This window comes from Nocardioides luteus, from assembly GCF_015752315.1.
In the GTDB taxonomy this organism is placed as follows: domain Bacteria; phylum Actinomycetota; class Actinomycetes; order Propionibacteriales; family Nocardioidaceae; genus Nocardioides.
This window is the reverse complement of the sequence record NZ_JADOVJ010000001.1, coordinates 3,906,713-3,927,059: the sequence shown is the minus strand read 5'-3', so window position 1 is coordinate 3,927,059 and position 20,347 is coordinate 3,906,713. Positions and strand designations below refer to the sequence as shown.

Below are 20,347 nucleotides of genomic sequence, written 5' to 3'. Positions count from 1 at the left end.
GGCGCGGTCTCACGGATCGGGCGATCGGCGCGAGTAGGCATCAGCCGATCGGTTGATGCGACGATGGACCCCATGCGCTACGACAACCTGCTGGCGTCGGTCGGTGGCACTCCGCTGGTGGGCCTGCCCCGCCTCTCGCCCTCGCCCGACGTACGTCTGTGGGCCAAGCTCGAGGACCGGAACCCCACCGGCTCGATCAAGGACCGCCCGGCTCTTCGCATGGTCGAGGAGGCCGAGAAGGACGGCAGGCTCCGCCCGGGCTGCACGATCCTGGAGCCGACCTCCGGCAACACCGGCATCTCGCTGGCCATGGCGGCCAAGCTCAAGGGCTACCGGATCGTGTGCGTGATGCCCGAGAACACCTCCGAAGAGCGGCGCCAGCTGCTGCGGATGTGGGGCGCAGAGATCGTCTCCTCGCCCGCCGCCGGCGGCTCCAACGAGGCCGTCCGGGTCGCCAAGCGCCTGGCCGCCGAGCACCCCGACTGGGAGATGCTCTACCAGTACGGCAACAGCGCCAACGCGCTCGCGCACGAGGAGGGCACCGGCCCCGAGCTGCTCGCCGACCTCCCCTCGATCACCCACTTCGTCGCCGGGCTCGGCACCACCGGCACCCTGATGGGCGTCGGCCGCTACTTCCGCGCCGCCAAGCCGGACGTACGCATCGTGGCCGCCGAGCCGCGCTACGGCGAGCTCGTCTACGGCCTGCGCAACCTGGACGAGGGCTTCGTCCCCGAGCTCTACGACGCGTCCCTCATCGACGCCCGCTTCTCGGTCGGTCCGCGCGACGCCGTCCGCCGCGTGCGTGAGCTGTTGGAGCTGGAGGGCATCTTCGCCGGCATCTCCACCGGCGCGATCCTCCACGCCGCCCTCGCCCAGGCCGCCAAGTCCCTCAAGGCCGGCGAGAAGGCCGACATCGCCTTCGTCGTCGCCGACGGCGGCTGGAAGTACCTCTCCACCGGGGCGTACGAAGGCACCATCGACGAGGCCGAGGAAGGCCTCGAGGGCCAGCTCTGGGCCTGAGGTCACACATATCTGCCGCGTCGATTGGCGGCCGGCCCCAGCGCTCACCCAAACTGTCGGTGGGCACGACTAGCGTCCGTGTGCCTCGACCGCCGAGGTGTCCGGACGGACAACAGGGGTGGGTTCGACCTTGAATGATTGCTTGGAATCACTTCGAGTGTCAGATATAGTCGACAAATGATCGAGGTCGTCAGGACCGGCGACTTCGACAGATGGCTGAGGAAGCTGAGGGACCGCCAAGCCCGACTGCGCATCGTGGCGCGCGTCGACCGGCTTGCCCACGGCAACCCCGGCGATGTGAAGCCAGTTGGCCACGGCATATCGGAGATGCGGCTGACCTACGGCCCGGGATACCGGGTCTACTACCTACAAGACGGCGAGAAGCTGATCCTGCTGCTCTGTGGAGGCGACAAGTCCACGCAGAGCGAGGACATCGCGAAAGCGCACGCTCTGGCTCAAGAGTGGCACGCAGACAAGGACGCTGAGCACGATGGCGAATGAGAAGTACCAGCGCTTCGACGCTGCCGACTACGTAAACGGGCTCGATGACATCGCCGCATATCTCGAGATCGCCCTCGAGGACTCGGCGGAGGACCCGACTGCAGTGCCTCGTGCCCTCGGCGTGATCGCCAGGTCGCAGAACATGAGCGAGCTCGCTCGTCGGGTCGGAATGAGCCGCGATGGTCTCTATAAGGCGCTCTCCGCTGATGGCAACCCGACCTGGTCGACGATCCTCAAGGTGACGAACGCGCTCGGCCTCCGGTTCGAGCTGCACGCAGTCGCCTAGAGACGCGTCAGCGGCAGAAGGCGTAGACGACGAGGCCGTGGTCCTCGCCGGAGAAGACCTGGTCGAGGGCCTTGCCGGTGAGGTGGGCGTCGACGTAGCGCGGCGTGGAGCCGGTCGCGACGATGGCGTGGCCGGGGAGCCTGCCGATCATGTCGCGCGGGGCCTCGGCGCTCCAGCAGTCGTGCCTCTCGATGAGGGCTTCGGGGCTGCCGGGGGCGAGCGGGCGTCCGGAGTCGAGTCCGCCGGACGCCGAGGTGGAGCCGAGCTGCACCAGCGCTACGGCGACGGCCGATGCGTACATCGCCCAGATGCCGAGCGCCACGAAGCCCTTGGGGCCAAGGATGGCTCTCACTACCGGGCAACGCGGCAGCGGGCCGCGGAGTTACGGGCCGCCGGGCCCCGGGGCAGGGTCGGCCGCGTCGTGCTCGTGGATCCAGGCGAGATGGCGCTCGTACGCATCGGGGGACCCGAGCCGCTTGTTGCGGGCCTGCGCGCGGGGACCGTCGGGGAGGTGGAGGACGTCGGCGGCGGCCACCGAGGCGGCCTGGATCCGGCGGGTGCGGTCGCGGCGGCGTAGCTCGTAGGTCGCGCGGGCGCGGTCCCAGTCGTCGTCGGAGGCGAGGCAGTCGGCGAGGACGGTCGCGTCCTCGATCGCCTGGGCGGCGCCCTGGGCGTGGTGGGGGAGGATCAGGTGGGCGGCGTCGCCGAGCAGCGTGACCCGGCCGCGCGACCAGGTGGTCAGGGGTGGCCGGTGGAAGAGGCCCCAGCGCTCGGAGGCCGTCGCCGCGGAGATCATCTGGACGACGGCCGGATGCCAGCCGGCGTAGGCGTGGACGTGCTCGTCGGGGTCGGCCGGCCACGACCACGAGTCCGGCGCCCAGGGTCCCAGCTGCCGCTTGACCAGCAGGAACGCATGGTCGCCGTCGCCGACCGGATGATGCATCAGGTGGCCGTCGGCTCCCGTCCACAGCTGCAGGCGGCCGGGATCGGGAAGCAGGGTGAGCCGCGAGCGCGGGACGGTCCCGCGCCAGGCCACGCAGCCGGAGAACTGGGCGTCGTCGTAGCCGACGACGTGCTGACGCAGGATCGATGCGGCGCCGTCGGCGCCGACGACGAGGTCGGCCTCGACCGGGTCGCCGCCCGCGAGCTCCAGCCTCGCCGGCCCGTCGTCGCTGTCGGTGATGTCGATCAGACGGTGGCCGAGATGGAGCCCGTCGGTGCCGAGGGCCTCGGTCAGGAGAGCCTGCAGGTCCGCGTGACGGATGCCGTAGCAGGGCGCGCCGCAGCGCGCGGCGTACTCCTCGGCCGAGAGCACCCGGCCGATCGCGGCACCGGTGTGGCCGTCGCGCCAGGCCAGTCCGTCGACCGTCGCCGACGCCTCCCCGAGGCGAGGCTCGAGCCCGAGGCGCTCCAGGAGCCTGGTCGCGTTGGCGGTGAGCAGCACGGCGTCGCCGGTCGGGTGCGGGTCGGTCGCGGACTCGTACACCTCGACGTCGATGTCCCGGCGGCGCAGCTCGACGGCGAGGGTCAGGCCGCCGATCCCGGCGCCGACGATCGTGACCCGCCGGGCACGACGGTCCCGGCGTAGAGCTGCCCGAGCGATCCGGCTGACTGACATCGCACGCTCCTTCGGGAGATTACGTTCGAAACGTACCTCAGGGCCCGATGTGCGCGTGGATGGTTACGAGAACGTCATTTGACGTCGAGTGTCTGGTCCTTGCCGATGTCGCTGGTCTCGATGGGACCGAGGCCGAGGAGATCCAGGGCCAGGTTGCCGAGGTCGGCGTTGCGTACGGGCTGCGGGCCGTCATAGCCGGGGCGGTCCTTGCCCGGGTCGCGGTAGTCGTCGGAGTTGAGCTCGTAGAGATCCGCGCCGGCGCCGGCGTCGGGACCCCACACGATGAACGGGATCCGGTAGTTCTCGTAGACCTTCTCGGAGTGGTTGGTGATCCCGGGCTTGAAACCGTGGTCGGCGGTGAGGATGACGTCGAGCTCCTTCTCGAGCTCCGGATCGGCGTCGATGACGTCGAGGAGCTCGCCGACCTGCGCGTCGGACTCCTCGACGGCGTCGAGGTACTGCGGCGACATCCCGCCCGACTTGTGCCCGGCGACGTCGGGAAGCGAGAGGTGTACGAAGGTGAGGTCCCGCTGCTCGTCGGCCAGGTCCTCGGCCGCCTCCGGGACCAGCTTGTCGTGGTCGTCGATCGGGACGAAGAGGTCGATGTCGTCCTCCCAGGCCCGCTGCCACAGCTCGAACTTCTGCTTGGTCACGAAGACGCCGGTGCTGAGCCCGGCCTCGTGGGCCACGGTGAACACCGACTCCTCGTCCGGAGCGATCGACCTCGACGGGTCGCCGACGTTCCAGGTGACGCCGTGGCCGCCGTCGTCGGCGTCGATCGGGTCGCCTGTGACCATCCCGGTGTGGTTGGGCAGGGTGATGTTCTTCTCGTAGGCCGTGCGGGCGTTGAGCGTCGAGGCGCCCTCGTCGATCAGCCGGTGGATGTTCGGCGTCTTCGCCGGCCCGAGCTCCGCCAGCGCATCCGGGTTCAACCCGTCGATGGAGATCGCGAGCACCTTGCGGTCGGCCTGGGTGGCCTCCCGTTCCGCTCGCTCGCCACCGTCACGGTCCGGCAGCGCGGTGAACGCGACGACGAGCACGACGACGACGAAGATGCCGACGGAGACCAGAGGGAAGAGGCGACGCACCGGCACACCCTAAGTGAACCCGATGGCACCCCGGGCGAACGCTCAGCGAATGTCTAGTGACTGGGTTGAGTTCAAGGTGCTGCCAGGGATCGGGCCCAGGCCGAGCAGGTCGAGGGCCAGGTTGCCGAGGTCGCCGTTGCGGATCGGCTGCTCACCGGCGTACGTCGGCCGGGTCGTCCCCGGCGCGCGGTAGTCGGGGTTGAGCCGGTAGAGCGAGGCGCCGCGGGCGACCCCGGGACCCCACACGACGAACGGGATCCGGTAGTTGGCGTAGAGGTGGGCGCTGTGGTCGGTGGCGGTCGCCCTGAAGCCGTGGTCGGCGGTGAGGATGACGTACGTCGACCCCCTCAGCGCCGTCGAGGAGTCGATCGCCCTCAGCAGCCTGCCGATGCGGGCGTCGGTGCGGATGATCGAGGCGCGGTAGGCCGCGCTCATCCCGCCGTCGCGGTGGCCGTAGTGGTCGGGGGAGCCCAGGTGGACGAAGGTGAGAGCGCGCTTGTTCCTCACCAGGTCGGCGGCCGCCCGCTCGACCAGGTCGGCGTCGCCGTCGACGACGAACCGGTCGATCGAGGGCCAGGACCGGTCGAAGAGACCGAACTTCGACTTCGAGGAGAACAGGGCGCTGCTGCGGCCGGCCCGCCCGACCTGGCTGAAGACCGACGAGACCGGATGCCCGGCGGCCTCCTGCACCGTCATCCAGGGCCGGTCGTCGTTCCAGGTGACGCCGTGGCCGTGGGCGGACCGGGTGATCCGGCGGCCGGTGACCATCGAGGTGTGGTTGGGCAGGGTGACGTTCTGCTCGTACTCGCTGCGCGCCTCGCGGGTCGAGGCGCCGCCGCGCATCAGCCGGTAGAGATTGGGCAGGTGTCCCGGGCCGAGCCGCTCGATCGCGGTCACGCTGAGCCCGTCGACGGAGATCGCCAGCACCCGCTTCGTGGTCGCCGCCTGCGCGGGACGCCCGGGCAGCTCCACGACCGCGAAGGTGACGGCCAGCAGGGCGATCAGCACCGTCAGCACCAGCGAGCGCCGAGAAATCGTCATGACCGGACGTTAACAACACCGATCCGCACTGCTGATGAACGTGAGATGGATCTCGGGTATGTCTCGAGTGACCCCCAGCACTGCGATTACGCGGCGTTTGGGCCTAGCCTTGACGATTGTGCAGTCCGTCTCGTCCCTGGGTTCGCCCTCGCCCTTGGGCTCAGCCCAGCCCGACCGCGACGCCCCGATCGGGATCTTCGACTCGGGCTTCGGGGGTCTCACCGTGGCCCGGTCGGTGATCGATCAGCTCGCCCACGAGTCGATCCTGTACGTCGGCGACACCGCCCGCGCCCCCTACGGCCCCAGGCCGATCGCCGAGGTGCGCGAGTACGCCCTGGAGTGCCTCGACCATCTCGTCGAGCAGGGCGTGAAGGCCCTGGTCATCGCGTGCAACTCGGCCTCCGCCGCGATGCTGCGCGACGCCCGCGAGCGCTACAAACCGCTGCCCGTCGTCGAGGTGATCCTGCCGGCGACGCGTCGTGCCGTGGCCGCCTCCCGCACCGGTCGCATCGGGGTCATCTGCACGCACGCGACGGCCGAGTCGATGGCCTATGACGACGCCTTCGCCGCGGCGCCCCACGTCTCGCTGCACACCCGGGCCTGCCCCCAGTTCGTGCCGTTCGTCGAGGCCGGCGTCACCGGCGGCGACGAGCTGCTGGCCGCCGCGCACGAATATCTGGACCCGCTGACCAGCGCCGGGGTCGACACGCTGATCCTCGGGTGCACCCACTATCCGCTCCTGACTGGTGTGATCTCCTATGTGATGGGCGACAACGTGACGCTGGTCAGCAGCGCCGAGGAGTCGGCGAAGGACGTCTACCGCGTCCTGGCCGAGAACGACCTCATGCGCGAGGGCGGCGAGCCGACCTACACGTTCCTCACCACCGGCAACCCTGCCGAGTTCAAGGCGATCGGTGCCCGGTTCCTCGGCCCGGAGCTGGCGGCTGCCCAGCAGTTCGCCGGAGGGATGGGATGACCTCCGGGATGCGGCTGACGATCATCGGGTGCTCGGGCTCCTATCCCGGGCCCGACAGCCCCGCCTCCTGCTACCTCGTCGAGGCCGACGACTCCGAGGGGCGGACCTGGCGGATCGTGCTCGACATGGGCAACGGGGCGCTCGGCGTCCTGCAGCGCTACGTCGACCCGCTGCTGATCGACGCGGTCCTGCTCTCGCACCTGCACGCCGACCACTGCGTCGACATGACCTCCTACTACGTGCTCCGCAAGTGGCACCCGACCGGCCCGCAGCCGCCCATACCGGTCTACGGCCCCAAGGGCACCGGGCGGCGGCTGGCGAAGGCCTACGACCTGCCCAAGCGCCCCGGGATGCGCGAGGAGTTCGCGTTCTCGACCTACACCGGGCCGATCCATCTCGGTCCGTTCGTGATCACCCCGACGGCCGTGGAGCATCCGGTCGATGCGTACGGGCTGCGGATCGAGGCGCACGGCAAGGTCATCGCCTACAGCGGCGACACCGCCGAGACCGAGGCGCTCCTCGACATCGCCACCGAGGCCGACCTGTTCCTGTGCGAGGCGGCCTTCCGTGACGGCGTCGAGAACCCGCCCGGGGTGCACATCACCGGCGTCCATGCGGGGGAGTACGCCACCAAGGCACATGTGAAGAAGCTGGTCATCACCCACGTCCCGCCCTGGCACGACTCCGCCGACGCCCTCCGCGAGGCGCGCTCGGCGTACGACGGTCCGACGGAGCTGGCGGCGACGGGGTCGATCTACGAGATCTGACCGCCCTCGTTGGTCGAGCCGCGAGCGAAGCGAGCGTGTCGAGACCAACACGGTCTGGTCGAGCACCGAGGGGACTGTGTTGGTCTCGACACGCCTCCGCCTAGCGGCTCCGGCGGCTCGACCAGCGGTTAGGCCGGCGGCTCAGACCAGCCCGGCGTCGTGGACCGTGATCGCGATCTGCACGCGGTTGGTGGCGCCGAGCTTGTCGAACAGGCGCGAGACGTGCGCCTTGACGGTCGGGATGGAGAGGTAGAGCTCCTTGGCGATCTCGGCGTTGCTCAGCCCCCGCCCGACGGCGAGCGCGACCTCGTGCTCGCGCTCGGTGAGCGCCTCGAGGCGGCGGCCGGCGGCAGCGGCGCGGTCGCCGGTCGGTTCGGCGCGGAGCCGGGTGATCAGGGTGCGGGTGGCCTTGGGGGAGAGGATCGGCTCGCCCGCCGCGACCGCGCGGATCGCCGCGACGATCTCCGGCGGCGGGGTGTCCTTGAGGAGGAACCCCTCGGCGCCCGCGGCGAGCGCGTCCACGACGTACTCGTCGGCACCGAAGGTGGTCAGCACGATCACCCGTGGCGGCCGGGCTTCGGTCAGGACCCGACGGGTCGCGTCGAGGCCGTTGATCCGCGGCATCCGGATGTCCATCAGCACCACGTCAGGGGCTGACGTACGCACCAGGGCGAGTGCCTCCTGGCCGTCGGTCGCCTCGCCGACGACCTCGATGTCGGCCTGGCCGCCGAGCATCAGCCCGAGGGCCGAGCGCACGAGCGGGTCGTCGTCGACGATCCCGACCTTGATCGTGACCGGAGTCTCTGGGCTGGTCCCTGGGCTGCTCACTGGCCCCACGGTAGCCATGCTTCGAGAATGAAGACATCCTTTTCCGTACGGTGCGTGAGGTGTCCGCCCGCGAGGTCGACGCGCTCGGTGAGCCCGACCAGGCCGAGGCCGGCGCCGGGCGTGTTCGAGTCGAAGCCGAGCCGGTTGCGCAGGCGTACGTCGATACCGTGCTCCTCGGACCCGCTCAGCGCGACCTCCAGCAGCGCTCCCGGAGCGTGCTTGCGGGCGTTGGTGATGCCCTCCTGCACGACCCGGTAGATCGACCGCCCCACCGTCTCCGGCGGCGAGCCCTCGACGTCGTCCGTGAAGGTGATGTTCATGCCGCCCGTGCGGGCCTCCTCGACGAGACGGCCCAGATCGGCGTACGTGGGCTGGGGCGCGGTCTCGGGGTCCTCGCCGTTGCCGCGCAGCACGCCGAGGACGGTCCGGAGGTCCTCGAGGGCCCGGTGGGCGCCCTCGCGGATGGTGCCGACCTCGGCCCGGACCTGGTCGGCGGAGAGGTCCTCGCGGTAGGCGAGCGCCCCGGCCTGCATGGAGATGTGGGAGATGCGGTGGGCGAGCACGTCGTGCATCTCGCGGGCGATCCGCCGGCGCTCGGTCTCGCGGGCCTGGGAGACGCGCAGCGACTGCTCGGCCTCGGCCGTCTCGGCACGGAGCCGGAGCGTGGCGATGAGCTCGCGCCGCGAGCCGATGTACATGCCCCAGGCGACCATCGCGGCGATGATCACCACGTTGGCGCCGAGGTTGAAGCCCCACAACGGGATGCCGGGGATCTCCTCGGTGGGGGTGGTCTCCATCACCGCGAACCAGAACATGCCTGCGGCGACGTTGAGCAGGGAGATCGGGATGATCTCGCGCCAGCGGCGCCGGGTCGCCAACGAGACCAGAGCGAGGCTCGACGCTCCGGCGGAGAGGATCGAGAACCCTCCGGCGACGATGGTGAACGTGGCGATCGCCACCGGCCAACGGCGGCGCCAGAAGACCAGGACCATGCAGAGGACACCGAGGCCGAGGTCGAGCAGGAAGCGCCACTCCGGCCAGCCGTCGGTGCTGGATATCAAGGCGATGGCGCTGATCCCCAGCGCAAGGAGATACCGCCACACGTGCCCCCACAGGCTCAGGCGTGGCTGATAGACCTCGGGTGGCGGTTGCTGCACGGCGTACACGCTAGTCAACCGAGGTCGGGCAGACAGGATCCCGCGGTTGGGACCGGCCCCATACTTTTGTCGGGTTGCAGGTCATCCGTATGTCCGATGCAGTCCGCGCCGGAAGCACGGCAGGATGTGGGCCATGATCAAAGTCGAAGGACTGACGAGGGTCTATGGGACCTTCACCGCGGTCGACGACGTGTCGTTCACCGCCGAGGCCGGCAAAGTCACCGGCTTCCTCGGCCCGAACGGTGCCGGTAAGTCGACCACCATGCGCATCATGGTCGGCCTGACCAACCCCACCAAGGGTCGGGCAACGATCGACGGCAGCCTCTATGCCGACCTCCCCAACCCGGGCCGCCACGTCGGTGTGCTGCTCGACGCCAGCGCTCAGCACGACGGCCGCACCGGCCGTGAGGTGCTCACGCTCGCCGCGATGACGATGGGCCTGCCCAAGTCGCGCGTCGACGAGATGCTCGAGCTGGTGTCGCTGACGCCGTCGGAGGCCAAGCGCCGGATCAAGAACTACTCGCTCGGCATGAAGCAGCGCCTCGGCATCGCGCACGCGCTGATCGGCGACCCCAAGGTCCTGATCCTGGACGAGCCGGCGAACGGCCTCGACCCGGCCGGTATCCGCTGGATGCGTGGCCTGCTGAAGGAGTACGCCGACCGCGGCGGCACCGTCCTGCTCTCCTCCCACCTGCTGCACGAGGTCGAGCAGATCGCCGACGAGCTGATCCTCATCGGCAACGGTCGCATCGTGGCCGAGGGCACCAAGGACACGATCCTCGCCAGCCAGGGCACCGCCGGCCAGTCGCTGGTCACCTCCCTGGACAACGAGGCGCTCACCGTCGCGCTGAAGGCCAAGGGCTACAGCGTCGAGCCGCTCGGCACCGGCATGCGCGTCTCGGCCGCACCGGCCGAGGTGGGCAAGGCTGCCCTGGAGTCCAACGTCGTGCTCACCGACCTGCGTGACGGTGGCGCCGGCCTCGAGGACATCTTCCTGCAGCTCACCGCCGAGACCCAGCGCGAGAGCACCACCCAGATCCACGCCGAAGGAGTCTCCGCATGAGCGCCGTATCCGTCGCGCCGTCCACCCCGCTCCCCGCGGTGACCAAGGTGCCGTTCGGCCGGCTCCTGCTGGTCGAGTGGCGCAAGATGACCGACACCCGGGCCGGTCGTGCCCTGCTGATCATCTCGGCGGGCATGCTGCTGCTGGCCATGGGCATCGTGGTCCTGGTGGCCGCGCTCAACGACACCTTCTCACTCGGCCTCTCGGCCTGGTCCTCGATCCTGACGATCCCGCTCTCGCTGCTCACCCCGGTGCTGGCGATCATGATCGTCACCCAGGAGTGGGGCCAGCGCACCAACATGGTGACCTTCAGCCTCGAGCCGAGCCGGCTCCGGGTGATGGCGGCCAAGCTGGTCGCGGTCGTCGCGTTCGCCCTCGCCCTGATCGCGGTCGCACTGCTGTGCGGCATCGTCGGCAACGCCCTCGCCGCCGCGGTCGGCGGCTACGACGCGAGCTGGTCCATCGACGGCCAGGTCCTGGGCTGGTCCATCGCGCAGCAGCTGCTCTACTTCGTGAGCGCCTTCGGCATCGCGATGTGCCTGCTCAGCACCCCGTTCTCGATCGTGGTCGTCTACGTCGACCAGCTGCTCCTGCCGCTCATGGTCTGGTCCACGCTCTACTTCATCTTCGACTGGGCCGCAGACCTGATCCCGTTCATCGACATGGGCTACGCGATGGCCCCGTTCATGGGCGCCGGCGGCATGATGCCGGACGGGACCCAGCTTCCCGACCCCGGTACGCAGCAGGTGCTCGCGCTCATCTGCAGCATCTTCCTGTGGGTGGTCGTCCCGGTCGTGCTGGGCGCCTACCGGGTGCTCAAGTCCGAGGTGAAGTAGTTCATCGGACTGTTCGCGACACGACACGCGGGGGTGGGTGCTTCGGCACCCACCCCCGTCACCGTTGTCGGACGTGGGCACCTACCTGCGTTACGCGGCGCTGGGCGACAGCGCCACCGTTGGGCTCGGCGACCCGACTGTCGAGGGTTGGCGAGGATGGGCCCGGCTGCTGGCCGAGGCTCTGGGACAGACGTACGACATCTCCTTCTGCAACACCGCGGTGATCGGCGCGACCTCGACCGTCGTGGTCGAGCAGCAGCTCGCCGACGCGGTGGCGCACCGGCCGGACGTGGCCTCGCTGATCGTCGGGGTCAACGACGTGATGCGCTCGACGTGGGACACGGCGAGACTCCGGAACGACCTGATGACCTGCGCCGACGCGCTCGCGGGCCAGGGCGCGCTGCTGATGACGGCGCGCTTCCACGACCATTCGGTGATGTGGCCGATGCCGGGCTGGATGAAGCGGTCGATCCAACGGCGTACGGCCGATCTCAACGCCATCTGGGACGAGGTCCATGCCACCTACGGTGGTCTGCGGCTCGACCTGGGGGCCGTTCCCGATCTGCACGAACGGCGCTTCTGGGCCGCCGACCGGCTGCATCCCTCCGAGCTCGGCCACCGGCGGATGGCCCGTGCGTTCGGGGAGCAGCTGGTGGCGTACGGCTTCTCCTTCGAACCGCCCTCGCTGGAGCCCGGCGGCGGGCTGCCGACCGGCTGGCGGCAGGACCTGGCCTGGATGGCGGGCGAGGGAGTGCCGTGGATGGGGCGCCGGGCACGGGATCTGGGGCCGTGGGTCGTGCGCCGGGCGTGGGCGCGACCCAGCGGTGAACCCAAGCGGGAGACCGTTGCATAGGGTGGTCTCGTGACCACACGAGCTGACGGGCGCGCCGACGACGAGCTGCGCCCCATCAAGATCACCCGCAACTGGCTCGACCACGCGGCCGGTTCCGTCCTCATCGAGTTCGGCAAGACCCGCGTCCTGTGCGCCGCCTCGGCCTCCGAGGGCGTGCCGCGCTGGCGCAAGGGCTCCGGGCTGGGCTGGGTGACGGCGGAGTACGCGATGCTGCCCGCCTCCACCCACGAGCGCTCCTCGCGCGAGTCGGTGAAGGGCAAGATCGGCGGACGTACGCACGAGATCTCCCGCCTGGTCGGGCGCTCGCTGCGCGCCGTCATCGACTACAAGGCGCTCGGCGAGAACACCATCAACATCGACTGCGACGTGCTGCAGGCCGACGGTGGCACCCGCACGGCGGCGATCACCGGCGCCTACGTCGCGCTCGCCGACGCGGTGGCCTCGCTGGGCGTCTCGAAGGCCCTGACCGGCTCCGTCGCGGCGATCTCGGTCGGGATCATCGACGGTGTGCCGCGCCTCGACCTGCCCTACGAGGAGGACGTCCGCGCCGAGACCGACATGAACATCGTGATGACCGGCGAGGGCAAGTTCGTCGAGGTGCAGGGCACCGCCGAGGGCGTCGCCTTCGACCGCGCCGAGCTCGACGCCCTGCTGGCGCTGGGCGAGAAGGGCTGCGCCGACCTGACCAAGCTGCAGGAGGCCGCACTTGCCGGCTGAGCCCACGAACGAGCCCAGCGTCCACGTCGCCTCGCGCAACGCCAAGAAGCTGGGGGAGATGTTCCGGATCCTCTCGCCGCTGGTGCCCGGTGTCTCGGTCGTCGGTCTCGACGACGTCACCCACTACGACGAGCCGGTCGAGGATGCGCCCGACTTCGAGGGCAACGCGCTGATCAAGGCGAGGGCCGGGTTCAAGGCCACCGGGCTGCCGACCGTCGCCGACGACTCGGGTCTCTGCGTCGACGCGCTCAACGGGATGCCGGGCGTGCTCTCGGCGCGCTGGGGCGGTCCACCGAAGTCGGACGAGCGCAACAACGAGCTGCTGCTCGCACAGCTCTCCGACGTCCCCGACGAGCGCCGCGGCGCCCACTTCGCCTGCGCGATCGCCTTCGTCTGGGACGGTGGCGAGATCGTCGTCGAGGGCCGCATGGACGGCCGGATCATCCGCGAGGTCCGCGGTGACGGCGGGTTCGGCTACGACGTCCTGTTCGTCGCGGTCGACACCGAGGACGGACGTACCTCGGCCGAGCTGTCGATCGAGGAGAAGGACGCCATCTCCCACCGCGGCCGTGCGCTGCGCGAGATCGCTCCGCAGATCGCCGCCGCGCTCGGCGCGTGAGCGCCGTCGACGACCAGCATCGCCAGCACGCCTACCGGGCCCGGCTCGACTGGGGCCCGGTGGGCGCCGAGGCGATCGGGCCCGCGGACATCGCCGTCGTGGTGGACGTGCTCTCGTTCACCACGACCCTGACGGTCGCGGTCGAGCGCGGGATCGAGGTGTTCCCGTTCCGGTGGAGGGACGACCGGGCGGAGGCGTACGCACAGGAGCGCGACGCCGTCCTCGCGGTGCAGCGTCAGGACGCGGTGCCGGGACGGCCCTCGCTCTCGCCCGCGTCGCTACGCGATGCCGACGGGGTCGGGCGCCTGGTCCTGCCCTCGCCCAACGGCTCGACGATCAGCAGCCTGCTCGCGGAGGGCGGTGCCACCGTCGTCGGTGCCTCGCTCCGCAACCGGACTGCCGTCGCCAGGTGGCTTGCTCCTCGCTTCGCCGCCGGCGCCAGCATCGCTGTCATCGCCTCGGGGGAGCGCTGGCCGGACGGCACGCTCCGGCCGGCGGTCGAGGACCTCTGGGGCGCCGGGGCCGTCCTCGACGCGCTCGACCCCGACGACCTCTCGCCCGAGGCGGCGATGGCGCGCGACGCGTTCCGTGCCGCCGACCTCCCGGCCTCGCTCCACGCCTGTGCCGGTGGCCGCGAGCTGACCGCGAAGGGCTACGCCGAGGACGTCGTCGTCGCCGCCGAGGTGGACAGCGCGTCGGTGGTCCCGCTCCTGCGTGGCGAGTCGTTCCGGGCCGCCGCGGACGCGGTCACCGATCGGTGCTGAGCCGGCCCTCGAGCCCGATCTGCCAGTCGAAGAGCCCCCGCTCGACCAGCAGCGTGAGCAGGGTCTTGTCGAGACCGGTCGCGATCGCGACGCCGATGAGGACCAGGACGAGACCGAGCACCTTGTGGAAGGTGCCCTCGGGGTCGATCGCCCACCGGAGCCGGGCCAGCAGCGCCCGGCCACCCACCATGACCGCGGCGAGCAGCAGGGTCAGGCCGGCGACGTACGCGACCAGGTAGCCGAGCCCGCGCAACGGCTCGGCCGGAAGGATCGCCGCCACGATCAGGGCGTACGTCGGGCTGCACGCGCTGAAGACCGGCCCCATGCTCGCGCCCAGGAGGATGTCGCCACCGATCCCGCGGCGGACGCTCGCCCGGGCCAGGCGCTCCTGGGCGCGCGAGCCGAGGCCGAGGCGGAACGCCAGCGCGTCCCACAGCCGGGGCCAGATCATCACCACGCCGAAGAGCGCCACGATCACGCCCGAGACGGTGCTCCAGAACCGGGGCGGGACGTCGATCAGCAGGGTCGTCGACTTGAGCAGGACGCTGAACACGATGACGGAGACGCCGAGCGCGGCGACCGCCACCCACGGGCGGCGCTCGCCGGTGCCACGGGAGAACATGGCTGGCACGAACGCCACCACGCACGGGGCGAGCACCGAGAGCGCCCCGGCGAGGAACGACGCGAGCAGGAGCGTCACTGGGTGTTCTCGAGGATGGCGTCGACCGACTTGTCCTGGCCGTAGCCCGACCACAGCGCGACCCGTTCACCCGTTGAGTCGACTCGCACGAAGGTCGACTGGATCGTCACCTCGTACTTCTTGCGCAGCTCGGTCGCGGAGTCGTAGTCGACCTTCAGGATCTGTGCTCCCTCGGGCACCTCGCCGCTCTTGATCGCCTCCTCGAACCCGCGGCACTCCGGGCACCAGGGCGCGTGGAAGAAGAGGATCGTGTCGGCGTAGCACTCCTCGGCGACCGCCTCGGCGGAGTAGTCCGCGTAGCGGCCCTCGCAGGCGGGATCCTCGGCGGGCGTCTCGCCCGGAGCGGACGCGGCGGTCGACGGCGTCGAGGAGGCCGGCGAGGAGGCCGGCTCGGCGGCCTCCTCGCCGGCCTGATCGGTGTCGGTGCCACACCCGGCGGCGAGCAGGAGGAGAGCGATCACAGCCACGATGCGAAGGTTCATGTGGCTGGGTTCGGAGCGGCTGCCCCCGCGGATGGGCGTTCGGTGGCGCATGGGCCCAGTCAAGCGGAGGGCAGCTGCTCGAACCACGACCAGGTGCCGTCGACCAGCTGCTTCTCGGTGATGCCGTAGCTCGCCTCCAGTGCCTTGCCGGTCCCGTCGTGGAAGTTCTCGGTGCCGCTCGGCAGGTGGAGGAAGAAGTCGTTGCAGAACTCCAGGAACCTCTTCATCCCGCCGTTCTGGTCGATCAGCCACGAGACCGCGGCGTGGGAGAGCGCGTAGTCGATCGAGCCGTCCTCGCCCCACTCCTCATCGCCCGGGAGAGCTCGCTCGTGCGCCAGCAGCTGGTCGCGCTCCTCGTCCTCGCCACAGATGTTGGCCTCGCAGCCGGAGAGATACTCGGCGAGCCCCTCGCTGACCCAGGTGGGCACCAGGGCCGGGCCGTAGACATGGCTCAGCTCGTGACGCAGCGTGCGCTCGTCGGTCGCCAGCCGGTTGGCCGCGACCGGGTTGTCCTTGATGACGGCTCCGGCGAAGGTGGCGATGCTCGTCTTCGGGAGCCCGACGGCGTCGACCCAGAAGGTCACCGCAGCGGCGCCGTCCTCGCCCTCGAACGTGTCGCCGGGCGGCTTGCCGTTGTACGTCGCGTCGACGAGCAGCGGCACCTCCTTCTGGTCATCACCTCGCCACACGGGTTCGAGGGTCTTCTCGATCTCGGCGCGCGCCGCCGAGACCCGGTCCAGGAGCTCGGCGGCGTCGGTCGGGCCGTCGCGCTCGGTGACCACGACGACCGAACGCCCGGCCGCCGCCACGACCGGGCCGCCGAACCACGGCCGGCTGTACCTCTCCTGGGGTGCGGCACGGTCCCGTCCGATCACCCAGCCGCCGTCGTGGCGTACGAAGGTCATGTCGGTCGGGTGGGAGACGGGCGCCCGGTGCGCCTCCTCGAGCTGGGCCACCTCGGTGACCTGCGGAGCGAAGAGGACACCGTCGTTGCGGACCTCGTCCGGGGTCTGCTCGGTGTCCTTCACCTCGTAGGCGAGCGACGTCATCGGAAGCTCCTGGAGGTTGCCGAAGATGGTCTGCTGCTGGTCGACCAGCTTCCGGTCGCGGGGGTCGACAGTGGCGAGGAACGCCTCCTCGTCGCCCTGCAGGGCCGCCGTCGCGCGCTGGGCCAGCACTTTCTCGACCGCCTCGTAGTCGGCAGGAACGGGCTCGTACGGAGGATGCGACGGCGCCGGTGACGGCCCGGCGCCCGCGCCCCCGGGAAGCTCCGCGCAGCCGGCGGAGAGGAGGGCGACGAGCGCGAGCGCCGCAGCGCGTGCTCGGAGGTCCACGGCGGGAGTCTAGGGAGCCCCCGGCGATCCCGCCCTGGAATTCTTCGCGCGAAGCGCTGTGCCCGCCGGGCTCACTGGAGAGCGGCGGTGAGGCGCAGCACGTTGTCGACGTACGCCGCGACCCGCGGCCGCGCGAGCCACTCCTCGAGCAGCAGCTCGCGGGAGATGGCCCGGTAGCCGTCTTCGACCTTCCGCAGCTGCGCGACCGGGTCGCCGTCGAAGAGCATCAGCGAGACCTCGTAGTTGAGGGCGAACGAGCGCATGTCCATGTTGCTCGAGCCGAGCACGGCGACCTCGTCGTCGATGCTGAAGTGCTTGGAGTGGAGGACGGCGGGTTTGGGGTAGAGGTAGATGCGGACCCCGGCCTCCAGCAGCGCCTCGTAGTAGGAGCGCTGGGCGTGGTAGACCATGAACTGCTCCTTGCCCTCGCTGACGAAGAGCTCGACCTCGACGCCTCGGCGGGCGGCGGTCGTCACGGCGTACAACAGCGACTCGTCCGGCACGAAGTAGGGGCTGGTGATCGAGATCCGCTTCCTGGCGGCGTACATGAGATGGGTGAACGCGCGCAGGTTGTTCTCCGCGTCGACACCCGGCCCGCTGGGCACGATCTGGCCGGTCACGTCGCCGGCGGGCGGTGCGGGGGCGGCCAGCTCCGCCCGCAGCAGCTCCCCGGTCTCGGTGTCCCAGTCGCTGGCGAACACGACGTTCAGCGCGGTCACCAGCGGACCCTCGATCCGGGCGTTCAGCTCGACCCACTCCCGGCCGGCGCGGTGGTTCCTGGGCTTGTTGTAGCCGGGCTCGATGAGGTTCTGCGAGCCGGTGAAGGCGACCCGGCCGTCGACGACCAGGAGCTTGCGGTGGTTGCGCAGGTCGGGACGGCGGATCTGGCCGCGCAGGGGGTTGATGGGGAGCAGCGGGTGCCAGTCGATGTCGGAGGCGTTGAGCCGTTTCTTGAGCGCGCGCCAGACCGGGATGCCGCGCGAGCCCAGATGGTCGAGGAGCAGCCGCACCCGCACCCCACGCGCCGCGGCCCGGTCCAGAGCGTCGAAGAACGGCTCGGTGACGTGGTCGCAGGCGGTGATGTAGAACTGCGCGTGCACGTACGTCTCGGCCTGGTCCACCGCGGCCGTCATCGCCTCGACGGAGGCGGTGTAGTCGTCGATCAGATCGACCCGGTTCCCCGGCCTGGCGGGCAGCGAGCCGAGCCGCTCGTTCAGCTCGATCGTCGCCGCGTCGACCTCGGAGATCGTCTTCGGGTGCGGGGTCCTCGGCAGCCCGCGGACATACTCGGTCACCTCGTCGTTGAGGGCCCGCTGGCGGGCGTGCCGCCGTCGGTCCAGCCGGGTCTGACCGAGCAGCAGGTAGCCGATCAGGCCGACCCCCGGGATGAAGAAGATGGCCAGCAGCCACGCCATCGCACTGCTCGGGCGCCTGTTCTTCGGCACCACGCCCAGCGCGACCACCTTCACCAGCACGTCGATGACGTAGATCGAGGTGCTCGTCACTTCCCCCGCGTTCATGCGGCTCAGCATGCACCACCGCCACTGGTGTGGGAATCTTCTGACATGGTTCGACTCTTCCCCGCCGCCCGCCGTGCCATCGCCGCCGAGGAGGCCTCGCCGCCGGTCTGGGAGGTCGACGTCGCCGCCCAGCGCACCGAGGCCCGCAGGCTGGCCGCGGCCGAGGCGAAGGAGGAGGTCGCGGAGGTCACCGGGATCGACGCCGACGGGGTTCCGTGCCGGCTCTACACCCCCGAGGACGTACGCGAGGGGCTGATCGTCCACCTCCACGGTGGTGGCTTCGTCTTCAACGACGTCGAGGTCCACGACGCCGCGTGCCGGCGGCTCGCCAACCGGAGTGGGCTGCGGGTGCTGTCGGTCGACTACCGCAGGCCTCCCGAGGACCCCTATCCCGCGGCTCCCGACGACGTCGACACGGTCGTCAAGTGGCTGGGCAACGACCCGCTGCTGAGCACGCTGCCGGCGTACGTGCACGGTGACAGCGCCGGCGGCAACCTCGCCCTGGTCGCGGCGCTGCGCAACCCCGGCGTCTTCGGCGCGATGGTGCTCGTCTACCCGTTCCTCGACCCGTCGATGAGCACCCCGGGCTACACCATGGAGGACGGCTGGAACGAGGAGGCGGCCTGGTACTGGAAGCAGTACGCCGCCACCGAGGCCGACCTCCGCAACCCCGACCTCGGCCCCTACCTCGCCTCCGACGAGGAGCTCCGCGGCCTGCCGCCGACGCTGATCGTCAGCGCCGAGGGCGACATCCTCACCGACGAGAACGAGGACTTCGCGCTGCGCCTCGCCGACCTCGGCGTCGAGGTGGTCGCCTTCCGTGCCGTCGGCCAGATCCACGGGTTCTGGCGCCACGGCACGACGTTCCCCGCGGCGGAGTCGGTGATGGCGATGACGGCCGGCTTCATCAACCAGCACAGCCCGAGGGGACGCCGGTGACCGAGCCCTACGACGTCACCGAGACCAGGGCCGCCTACGACACCGTCTCCAAGGCCTACGCCGAGATCGTCGACCCGACGCTCACGGAGACCTCCTTCGACGCCGGCGTGCTCGACACCTTCGCGGCCTACGTACGCAAGGACGGGGGCGGGCTCGTCGGTGACATCGGCTGCGGGCCCGGGCGGATCACCGCCTACCTGGCCGAGCGGGGGCTGGACGTCTTCGGGGTCGACCTGTCGACGGGCATGATCGCGCAGGCGATGGAGCGGCATCCCGCGCTCAGGTTCGAGGTCGGCGACATGGCGCGTCTTCCGCTCCGTGACGGTGAGCTCGCAGGCGTGCTGGCCTGGTACTCGCTCATCCACACCCCGCCCTCGCGCCGCCCCGACGTCATCGCCGAGCTCGCCCGGGTCACCCGGCGCGGCGGCCGGTTCGTGACCGCCTTCCAGGTCGGGGACGAGCACGTCCGCCACATCGGCGCCTACGGTCACGACGTCACCTTCGACGGCTACCGGCTCCCTGTCGAGGCGACCAGCGCACTCCTCGAGGAGGCCGGTTTCGAGGTCACCGCGACGGTGGTGCGGTCGGCCGAGAACTGGGAGCGGACGCCGCAGGCATATCTCGTCGCGCGGCGGCGCTGACGAGGGTACGTTGCGCCCATGACGCAGCAGCCCTACCACGTACCCCTCTTCTTCCTTCGCCAGAAGGTCACGCCCTTCGCCAACAAGTACGTCGCCCAGGCCGCCAACGCCGACGGCTCCGAGGGGCAGGTGCTCGCCTTCGCGCAGCAGAAGCGGCTGGCGTTCAAGGAGCAGGTCACGTTCTACGCCGACGAGTCGAAGTCGCAGGCCGTCTTCGCGTTCAAGGCGCGTGCGGTGATGGACCTCAACGCGGGCTACGACGTCACCGACGCGAGCGGCGCGCCGCTCGGCTTCTTCCGCAAGGACTTCGGCAAGAGCCTGCTGCGCTCGACCTTCCACGTCGAGGGCCCGGGCTACTCCGGCACCGGTCAGGAGCGCAACCAGCTGGTGGCCATCCTGCGTCGCTTCACCGAGCTCGACTTCCTGCCGATCCACTTCGACTACGTGTCCTCCGAGGGTCAGCCGCTGATCTCCATCGAGCGCCGCTTCGCCTTCCGCGACAAGTACACGGTCACCGTCCACGACCCTCGCGTCGACTTCCGCGTCGCCGCCGCCGTCGCGGTCGCGATGGACGCGTTGATGCAGCGCTGATCTCGT

Annotated in this window: 24 protein-coding genes; 14 read left to right on the top strand and 10 right to left on the bottom strand. The window is 70.4% G+C overall.

The features are described from left to right. The first annotated feature begins 72 nt into the window (after window positions 1-72). The 3 genes from HD557_RS18770 to HD557_RS18760 all read left to right on the top strand — a co-directional run bounded on the left by HD557_RS18770 (window position 73) and on the right by HD557_RS18760 (window position 1,807). Window positions 73-1,020, top strand: a complete 948-nt coding sequence (locus HD557_RS18770) for a PLP-dependent cysteine synthase family protein (RefSeq protein ID WP_196875005.1) — start codon at window positions 73-75, stop codon at window positions 1,018-1,020. A gap of 177 nt (window positions 1,021-1,197) precedes the next feature. Then, the gene (locus HD557_RS18765) at window positions 1,198-1,521 is read left to right on the top strand and encodes a type II toxin-antitoxin system RelE/ParE family toxin (protein ID WP_008358626.1); all 324 of its coding nucleotides are present in this window, start codon (window positions 1,198-1,200) and stop codon (window positions 1,519-1,521) included. Next, window positions 1,511-1,807: an addiction module antidote protein gene (locus HD557_RS18760; RefSeq protein WP_008358624.1), complete on the top strand. Its 297-nt coding sequence runs from the start codon at window positions 1,511-1,513 to the stop codon at window positions 1,805-1,807. The genes HD557_RS18765 and HD557_RS18760 overlap by 11 nt, the downstream gene beginning before the upstream one ends. Before the next feature lie 7 nt (window positions 1,808-1,814). Here the strand turns inward: HD557_RS18760 and HD557_RS18755 are convergent, their stop codons facing one another. From HD557_RS18755 to HD557_RS18740, 4 genes are all read right to left on the bottom strand, one after another. Then, window positions 1,815-2,159, bottom strand: coding sequence for a hypothetical protein (locus HD557_RS18755; protein WP_196875004.1), 345 nt, complete (start codon window positions 2,157-2,159; stop codon window positions 1,815-1,817). Window positions 2,160-2,189: 30 nt separating this feature from the next. Further along, window positions 2,190-3,425, bottom strand: a complete 1,236-nt coding sequence (locus HD557_RS18750) for an FAD-dependent monooxygenase (RefSeq protein ID WP_196875002.1) — start codon at window positions 3,423-3,425, stop codon at window positions 2,190-2,192. A gap of 74 nt (window positions 3,426-3,499) precedes the next feature. After that, a complete protein-coding gene (locus HD557_RS18745) occupies window positions 3,500-4,513 on the bottom strand; it encodes an alkaline phosphatase family protein (protein WP_196875000.1) in 1,014 nt (337 codons plus the stop codon). A gap of 42 nt (window positions 4,514-4,555) precedes the next feature. Then, entirely contained in the window at window positions 4,556-5,554 is a 999-nt protein-coding gene (locus HD557_RS18740) for an alkaline phosphatase family protein (protein ID WP_196874992.1), read from the bottom strand. Between the two features lie 118 nt (window positions 5,555-5,672). On the opposite strand from HD557_RS18740, the gene murI reads away from it, so the two are divergent. Further along, complete coding sequence (murI, locus tag HD557_RS18735; RefSeq protein ID WP_196874985.1) at window positions 5,673-6,530, top strand: glutamate racemase; 858 nt, start codon at window positions 5,673-5,675, stop codon at window positions 6,528-6,530. Further along, window positions 6,527-7,297, top strand: a complete 771-nt coding sequence (locus HD557_RS18730; protein ID WP_008358613.1) for an MBL fold metallo-hydrolase — start codon at window positions 6,527-6,529, stop codon at window positions 7,295-7,297. Before murI ends, HD557_RS18730 begins: the two co-directional genes overlap by 4 nt. A 141-nt stretch (window positions 7,298-7,438) precedes the next feature. Here HD557_RS18730 and HD557_RS18725 read toward each other — a convergent pair whose 3' ends face one another. Both HD557_RS18725 and HD557_RS18720 read right to left on the bottom strand, forming a co-directional pair. Further along, complete coding sequence (locus tag HD557_RS18725; protein ID WP_196874983.1) at window positions 7,439-8,125, bottom strand: response regulator; 687 nt, start codon at window positions 8,123-8,125, stop codon at window positions 7,439-7,441. Then, complete coding sequence (locus HD557_RS18720) at window positions 8,122-9,282, bottom strand: sensor histidine kinase (RefSeq protein ID WP_307785662.1); 1,161 nt, start codon at window positions 9,280-9,282, stop codon at window positions 8,122-8,124. The genes HD557_RS18725 and HD557_RS18720 overlap by 4 nt, the downstream gene beginning before the upstream one ends. Window positions 9,283-9,415: 133 nt before the next feature. Between HD557_RS18720 and HD557_RS18715 the strand changes: the two genes are divergently transcribed. From HD557_RS18715 to HD557_RS18690, 6 genes are all read left to right on the top strand, one after another. Continuing rightward, a complete protein-coding gene (locus tag HD557_RS18715; RefSeq protein ID WP_008358607.1) occupies window positions 9,416-10,345 on the top strand; it encodes an ABC transporter ATP-binding protein in 930 nt (309 codons plus the stop codon). After that, window positions 10,342-11,181 carry a hypothetical protein gene (locus HD557_RS18710; RefSeq protein ID WP_196874980.1) on the top strand — a complete coding sequence of 280 codons (840 nt, stop codon included), beginning with the start codon at window positions 10,342-10,344 and terminating at the stop codon, window positions 11,179-11,181. Before HD557_RS18715 ends, HD557_RS18710 begins: the two co-directional genes overlap by 4 nt. A 73-nt stretch (window positions 11,182-11,254) precedes the next feature. Then, window positions 11,255-12,034 (top strand): SGNH/GDSL hydrolase family protein, encoded by a 780-nt coding sequence (locus tag HD557_RS18705; protein ID WP_196874978.1) that lies wholly within the window; start codon window positions 11,255-11,257, stop codon window positions 12,032-12,034. A gap of 9 nt (window positions 12,035-12,043) precedes the next feature. Next, complete coding sequence (gene rph / locus HD557_RS18700) at window positions 12,044-12,751, top strand: ribonuclease PH (protein WP_008358602.1); 708 nt, start codon at window positions 12,044-12,046, stop codon at window positions 12,749-12,751. Next, complete coding sequence (gene rdgB, locus HD557_RS18695; RefSeq protein WP_196874977.1) at window positions 12,741-13,370, top strand: RdgB/HAM1 family non-canonical purine NTP pyrophosphatase; 630 nt, start codon at window positions 12,741-12,743, stop codon at window positions 13,368-13,370. The genes rph and rdgB overlap by 11 nt, the downstream gene beginning before the upstream one ends. Then, window positions 13,367-14,134, top strand: a complete 768-nt coding sequence (locus HD557_RS18690; protein WP_196874970.1) for a 2-phosphosulfolactate phosphatase — start codon at window positions 13,367-13,369, stop codon at window positions 14,132-14,134. Before rdgB ends, HD557_RS18690 begins: the two co-directional genes overlap by 4 nt. Here HD557_RS18690 and HD557_RS18685 read toward each other — a convergent pair. The 4 genes from HD557_RS18685 to cls form a co-directional block, all read right to left on the bottom strand. Then, complete coding sequence (locus tag HD557_RS18685; protein WP_196874968.1) at window positions 14,118-14,834, bottom strand: cytochrome c biogenesis CcdA family protein; 717 nt, start codon at window positions 14,832-14,834, stop codon at window positions 14,118-14,120. The genes HD557_RS18690 and HD557_RS18685 overlap by 17 nt on opposite strands. Next, window positions 14,831-15,301, bottom strand: a complete 471-nt coding sequence (locus HD557_RS18680) for a thioredoxin family protein (protein ID WP_196874967.1) — start codon at window positions 15,299-15,301, stop codon at window positions 14,831-14,833. The genes HD557_RS18685 and HD557_RS18680 overlap by 4 nt, the downstream gene beginning before the upstream one ends. Before the next feature lie 74 nt (window positions 15,302-15,375). After that, window positions 15,376-16,650 (bottom strand): hypothetical protein, encoded by a 1,275-nt coding sequence (locus HD557_RS18675; protein ID WP_196874966.1) that lies wholly within the window; start codon window positions 16,648-16,650, stop codon window positions 15,376-15,378. A 71-nt stretch (window positions 16,651-16,721) separates the two neighbouring features. Continuing rightward, window positions 16,722-18,170: a cardiolipin synthase gene (cls, locus tag HD557_RS18670; protein ID WP_231380362.1), complete on the bottom strand. Its 1,449-nt coding sequence runs from the start codon at window positions 18,168-18,170 to the stop codon at window positions 16,722-16,724. Window positions 18,171-18,215: 45 nt separating this feature from the next. On the opposite strand from cls, the gene HD557_RS18665 reads away from it, so the two are divergent. From HD557_RS18665 to HD557_RS18655, 3 genes are read left to right on the top strand one after another with little or no spacing between them, the layout of a single operon-like run. Further along, window positions 18,216-19,109, top strand: coding sequence for an alpha/beta hydrolase (locus HD557_RS18665; RefSeq protein WP_196874964.1), 894 nt, complete (start codon window positions 18,216-18,218; stop codon window positions 19,107-19,109). Continuing rightward, a complete protein-coding gene (locus HD557_RS28795) occupies window positions 19,106-19,750 on the top strand; it encodes a class I SAM-dependent methyltransferase (RefSeq protein WP_008358586.1) in 645 nt (214 codons plus the stop codon). Before HD557_RS18665 ends, HD557_RS28795 begins: the two co-directional genes overlap by 4 nt. Window positions 19,751-19,768: 18 nt before the next feature. Further along, window positions 19,769-20,341 (top strand): hypothetical protein, encoded by a 573-nt coding sequence (locus HD557_RS18655; RefSeq protein ID WP_196874962.1) that lies wholly within the window; start codon window positions 19,769-19,771, stop codon window positions 20,339-20,341. Window positions 20,342-20,347: the final 6 nt, after the last annotated feature.

Coding starts and splice junctions, on each gene's coding strand:
- HD557_RS18655 (WP_196874962.1), top strand. CDS start 19,769: ATGACGCAGCAGCCCTACCACGTACCCCTCTTCTTCCTTCGCCAGAAG.
- HD557_RS18730 (WP_008358613.1), top strand. CDS start 6,527: ATGACCTCCGGGATGCGGCTGACGATCATCGGGTGCTCGGGCTCCTAT.
- cls (WP_231380362.1), bottom strand. CDS start 18,170: ATGAACGCGGGGGAAGTGACGAGCACCTCGATCTACGTCATCGACGTG.
- HD557_RS18715 (WP_008358607.1), top strand. CDS start 9,416: ATGATCAAAGTCGAAGGACTGACGAGGGTCTATGGGACCTTCACCGCG.
- HD557_RS18770 (WP_196875005.1), top strand. CDS start 73: ATGCGCTACGACAACCTGCTGGCGTCGGTCGGTGGCACTCCGCTGGTG.
- HD557_RS18740 (WP_196874992.1), bottom strand. CDS start 5,554: ATGACGATTTCTCGGCGCTCGCTGGTGCTGACGGTGCTGATCGCCCTG.
- HD557_RS18665 (WP_196874964.1), top strand. CDS start 18,216: ATGGTTCGACTCTTCCCCGCCGCCCGCCGTGCCATCGCCGCCGAGGAG.
- HD557_RS18765 (WP_008358626.1), top strand. CDS start 1,198: ATGATCGAGGTCGTCAGGACCGGCGACTTCGACAGATGGCTGAGGAAG.
- HD557_RS18750 (WP_196875002.1), bottom strand. CDS start 3,425: ATGTCAGTCAGCCGGATCGCTCGGGCAGCTCTACGCCGGGACCGTCGT.
- HD557_RS18760 (WP_008358624.1), top strand. CDS start 1,511: ATGGCGAATGAGAAGTACCAGCGCTTCGACGCTGCCGACTACGTAAAC.
- HD557_RS18710 (WP_196874980.1), top strand. CDS start 10,342: ATGAGCGCCGTATCCGTCGCGCCGTCCACCCCGCTCCCCGCGGTGACC.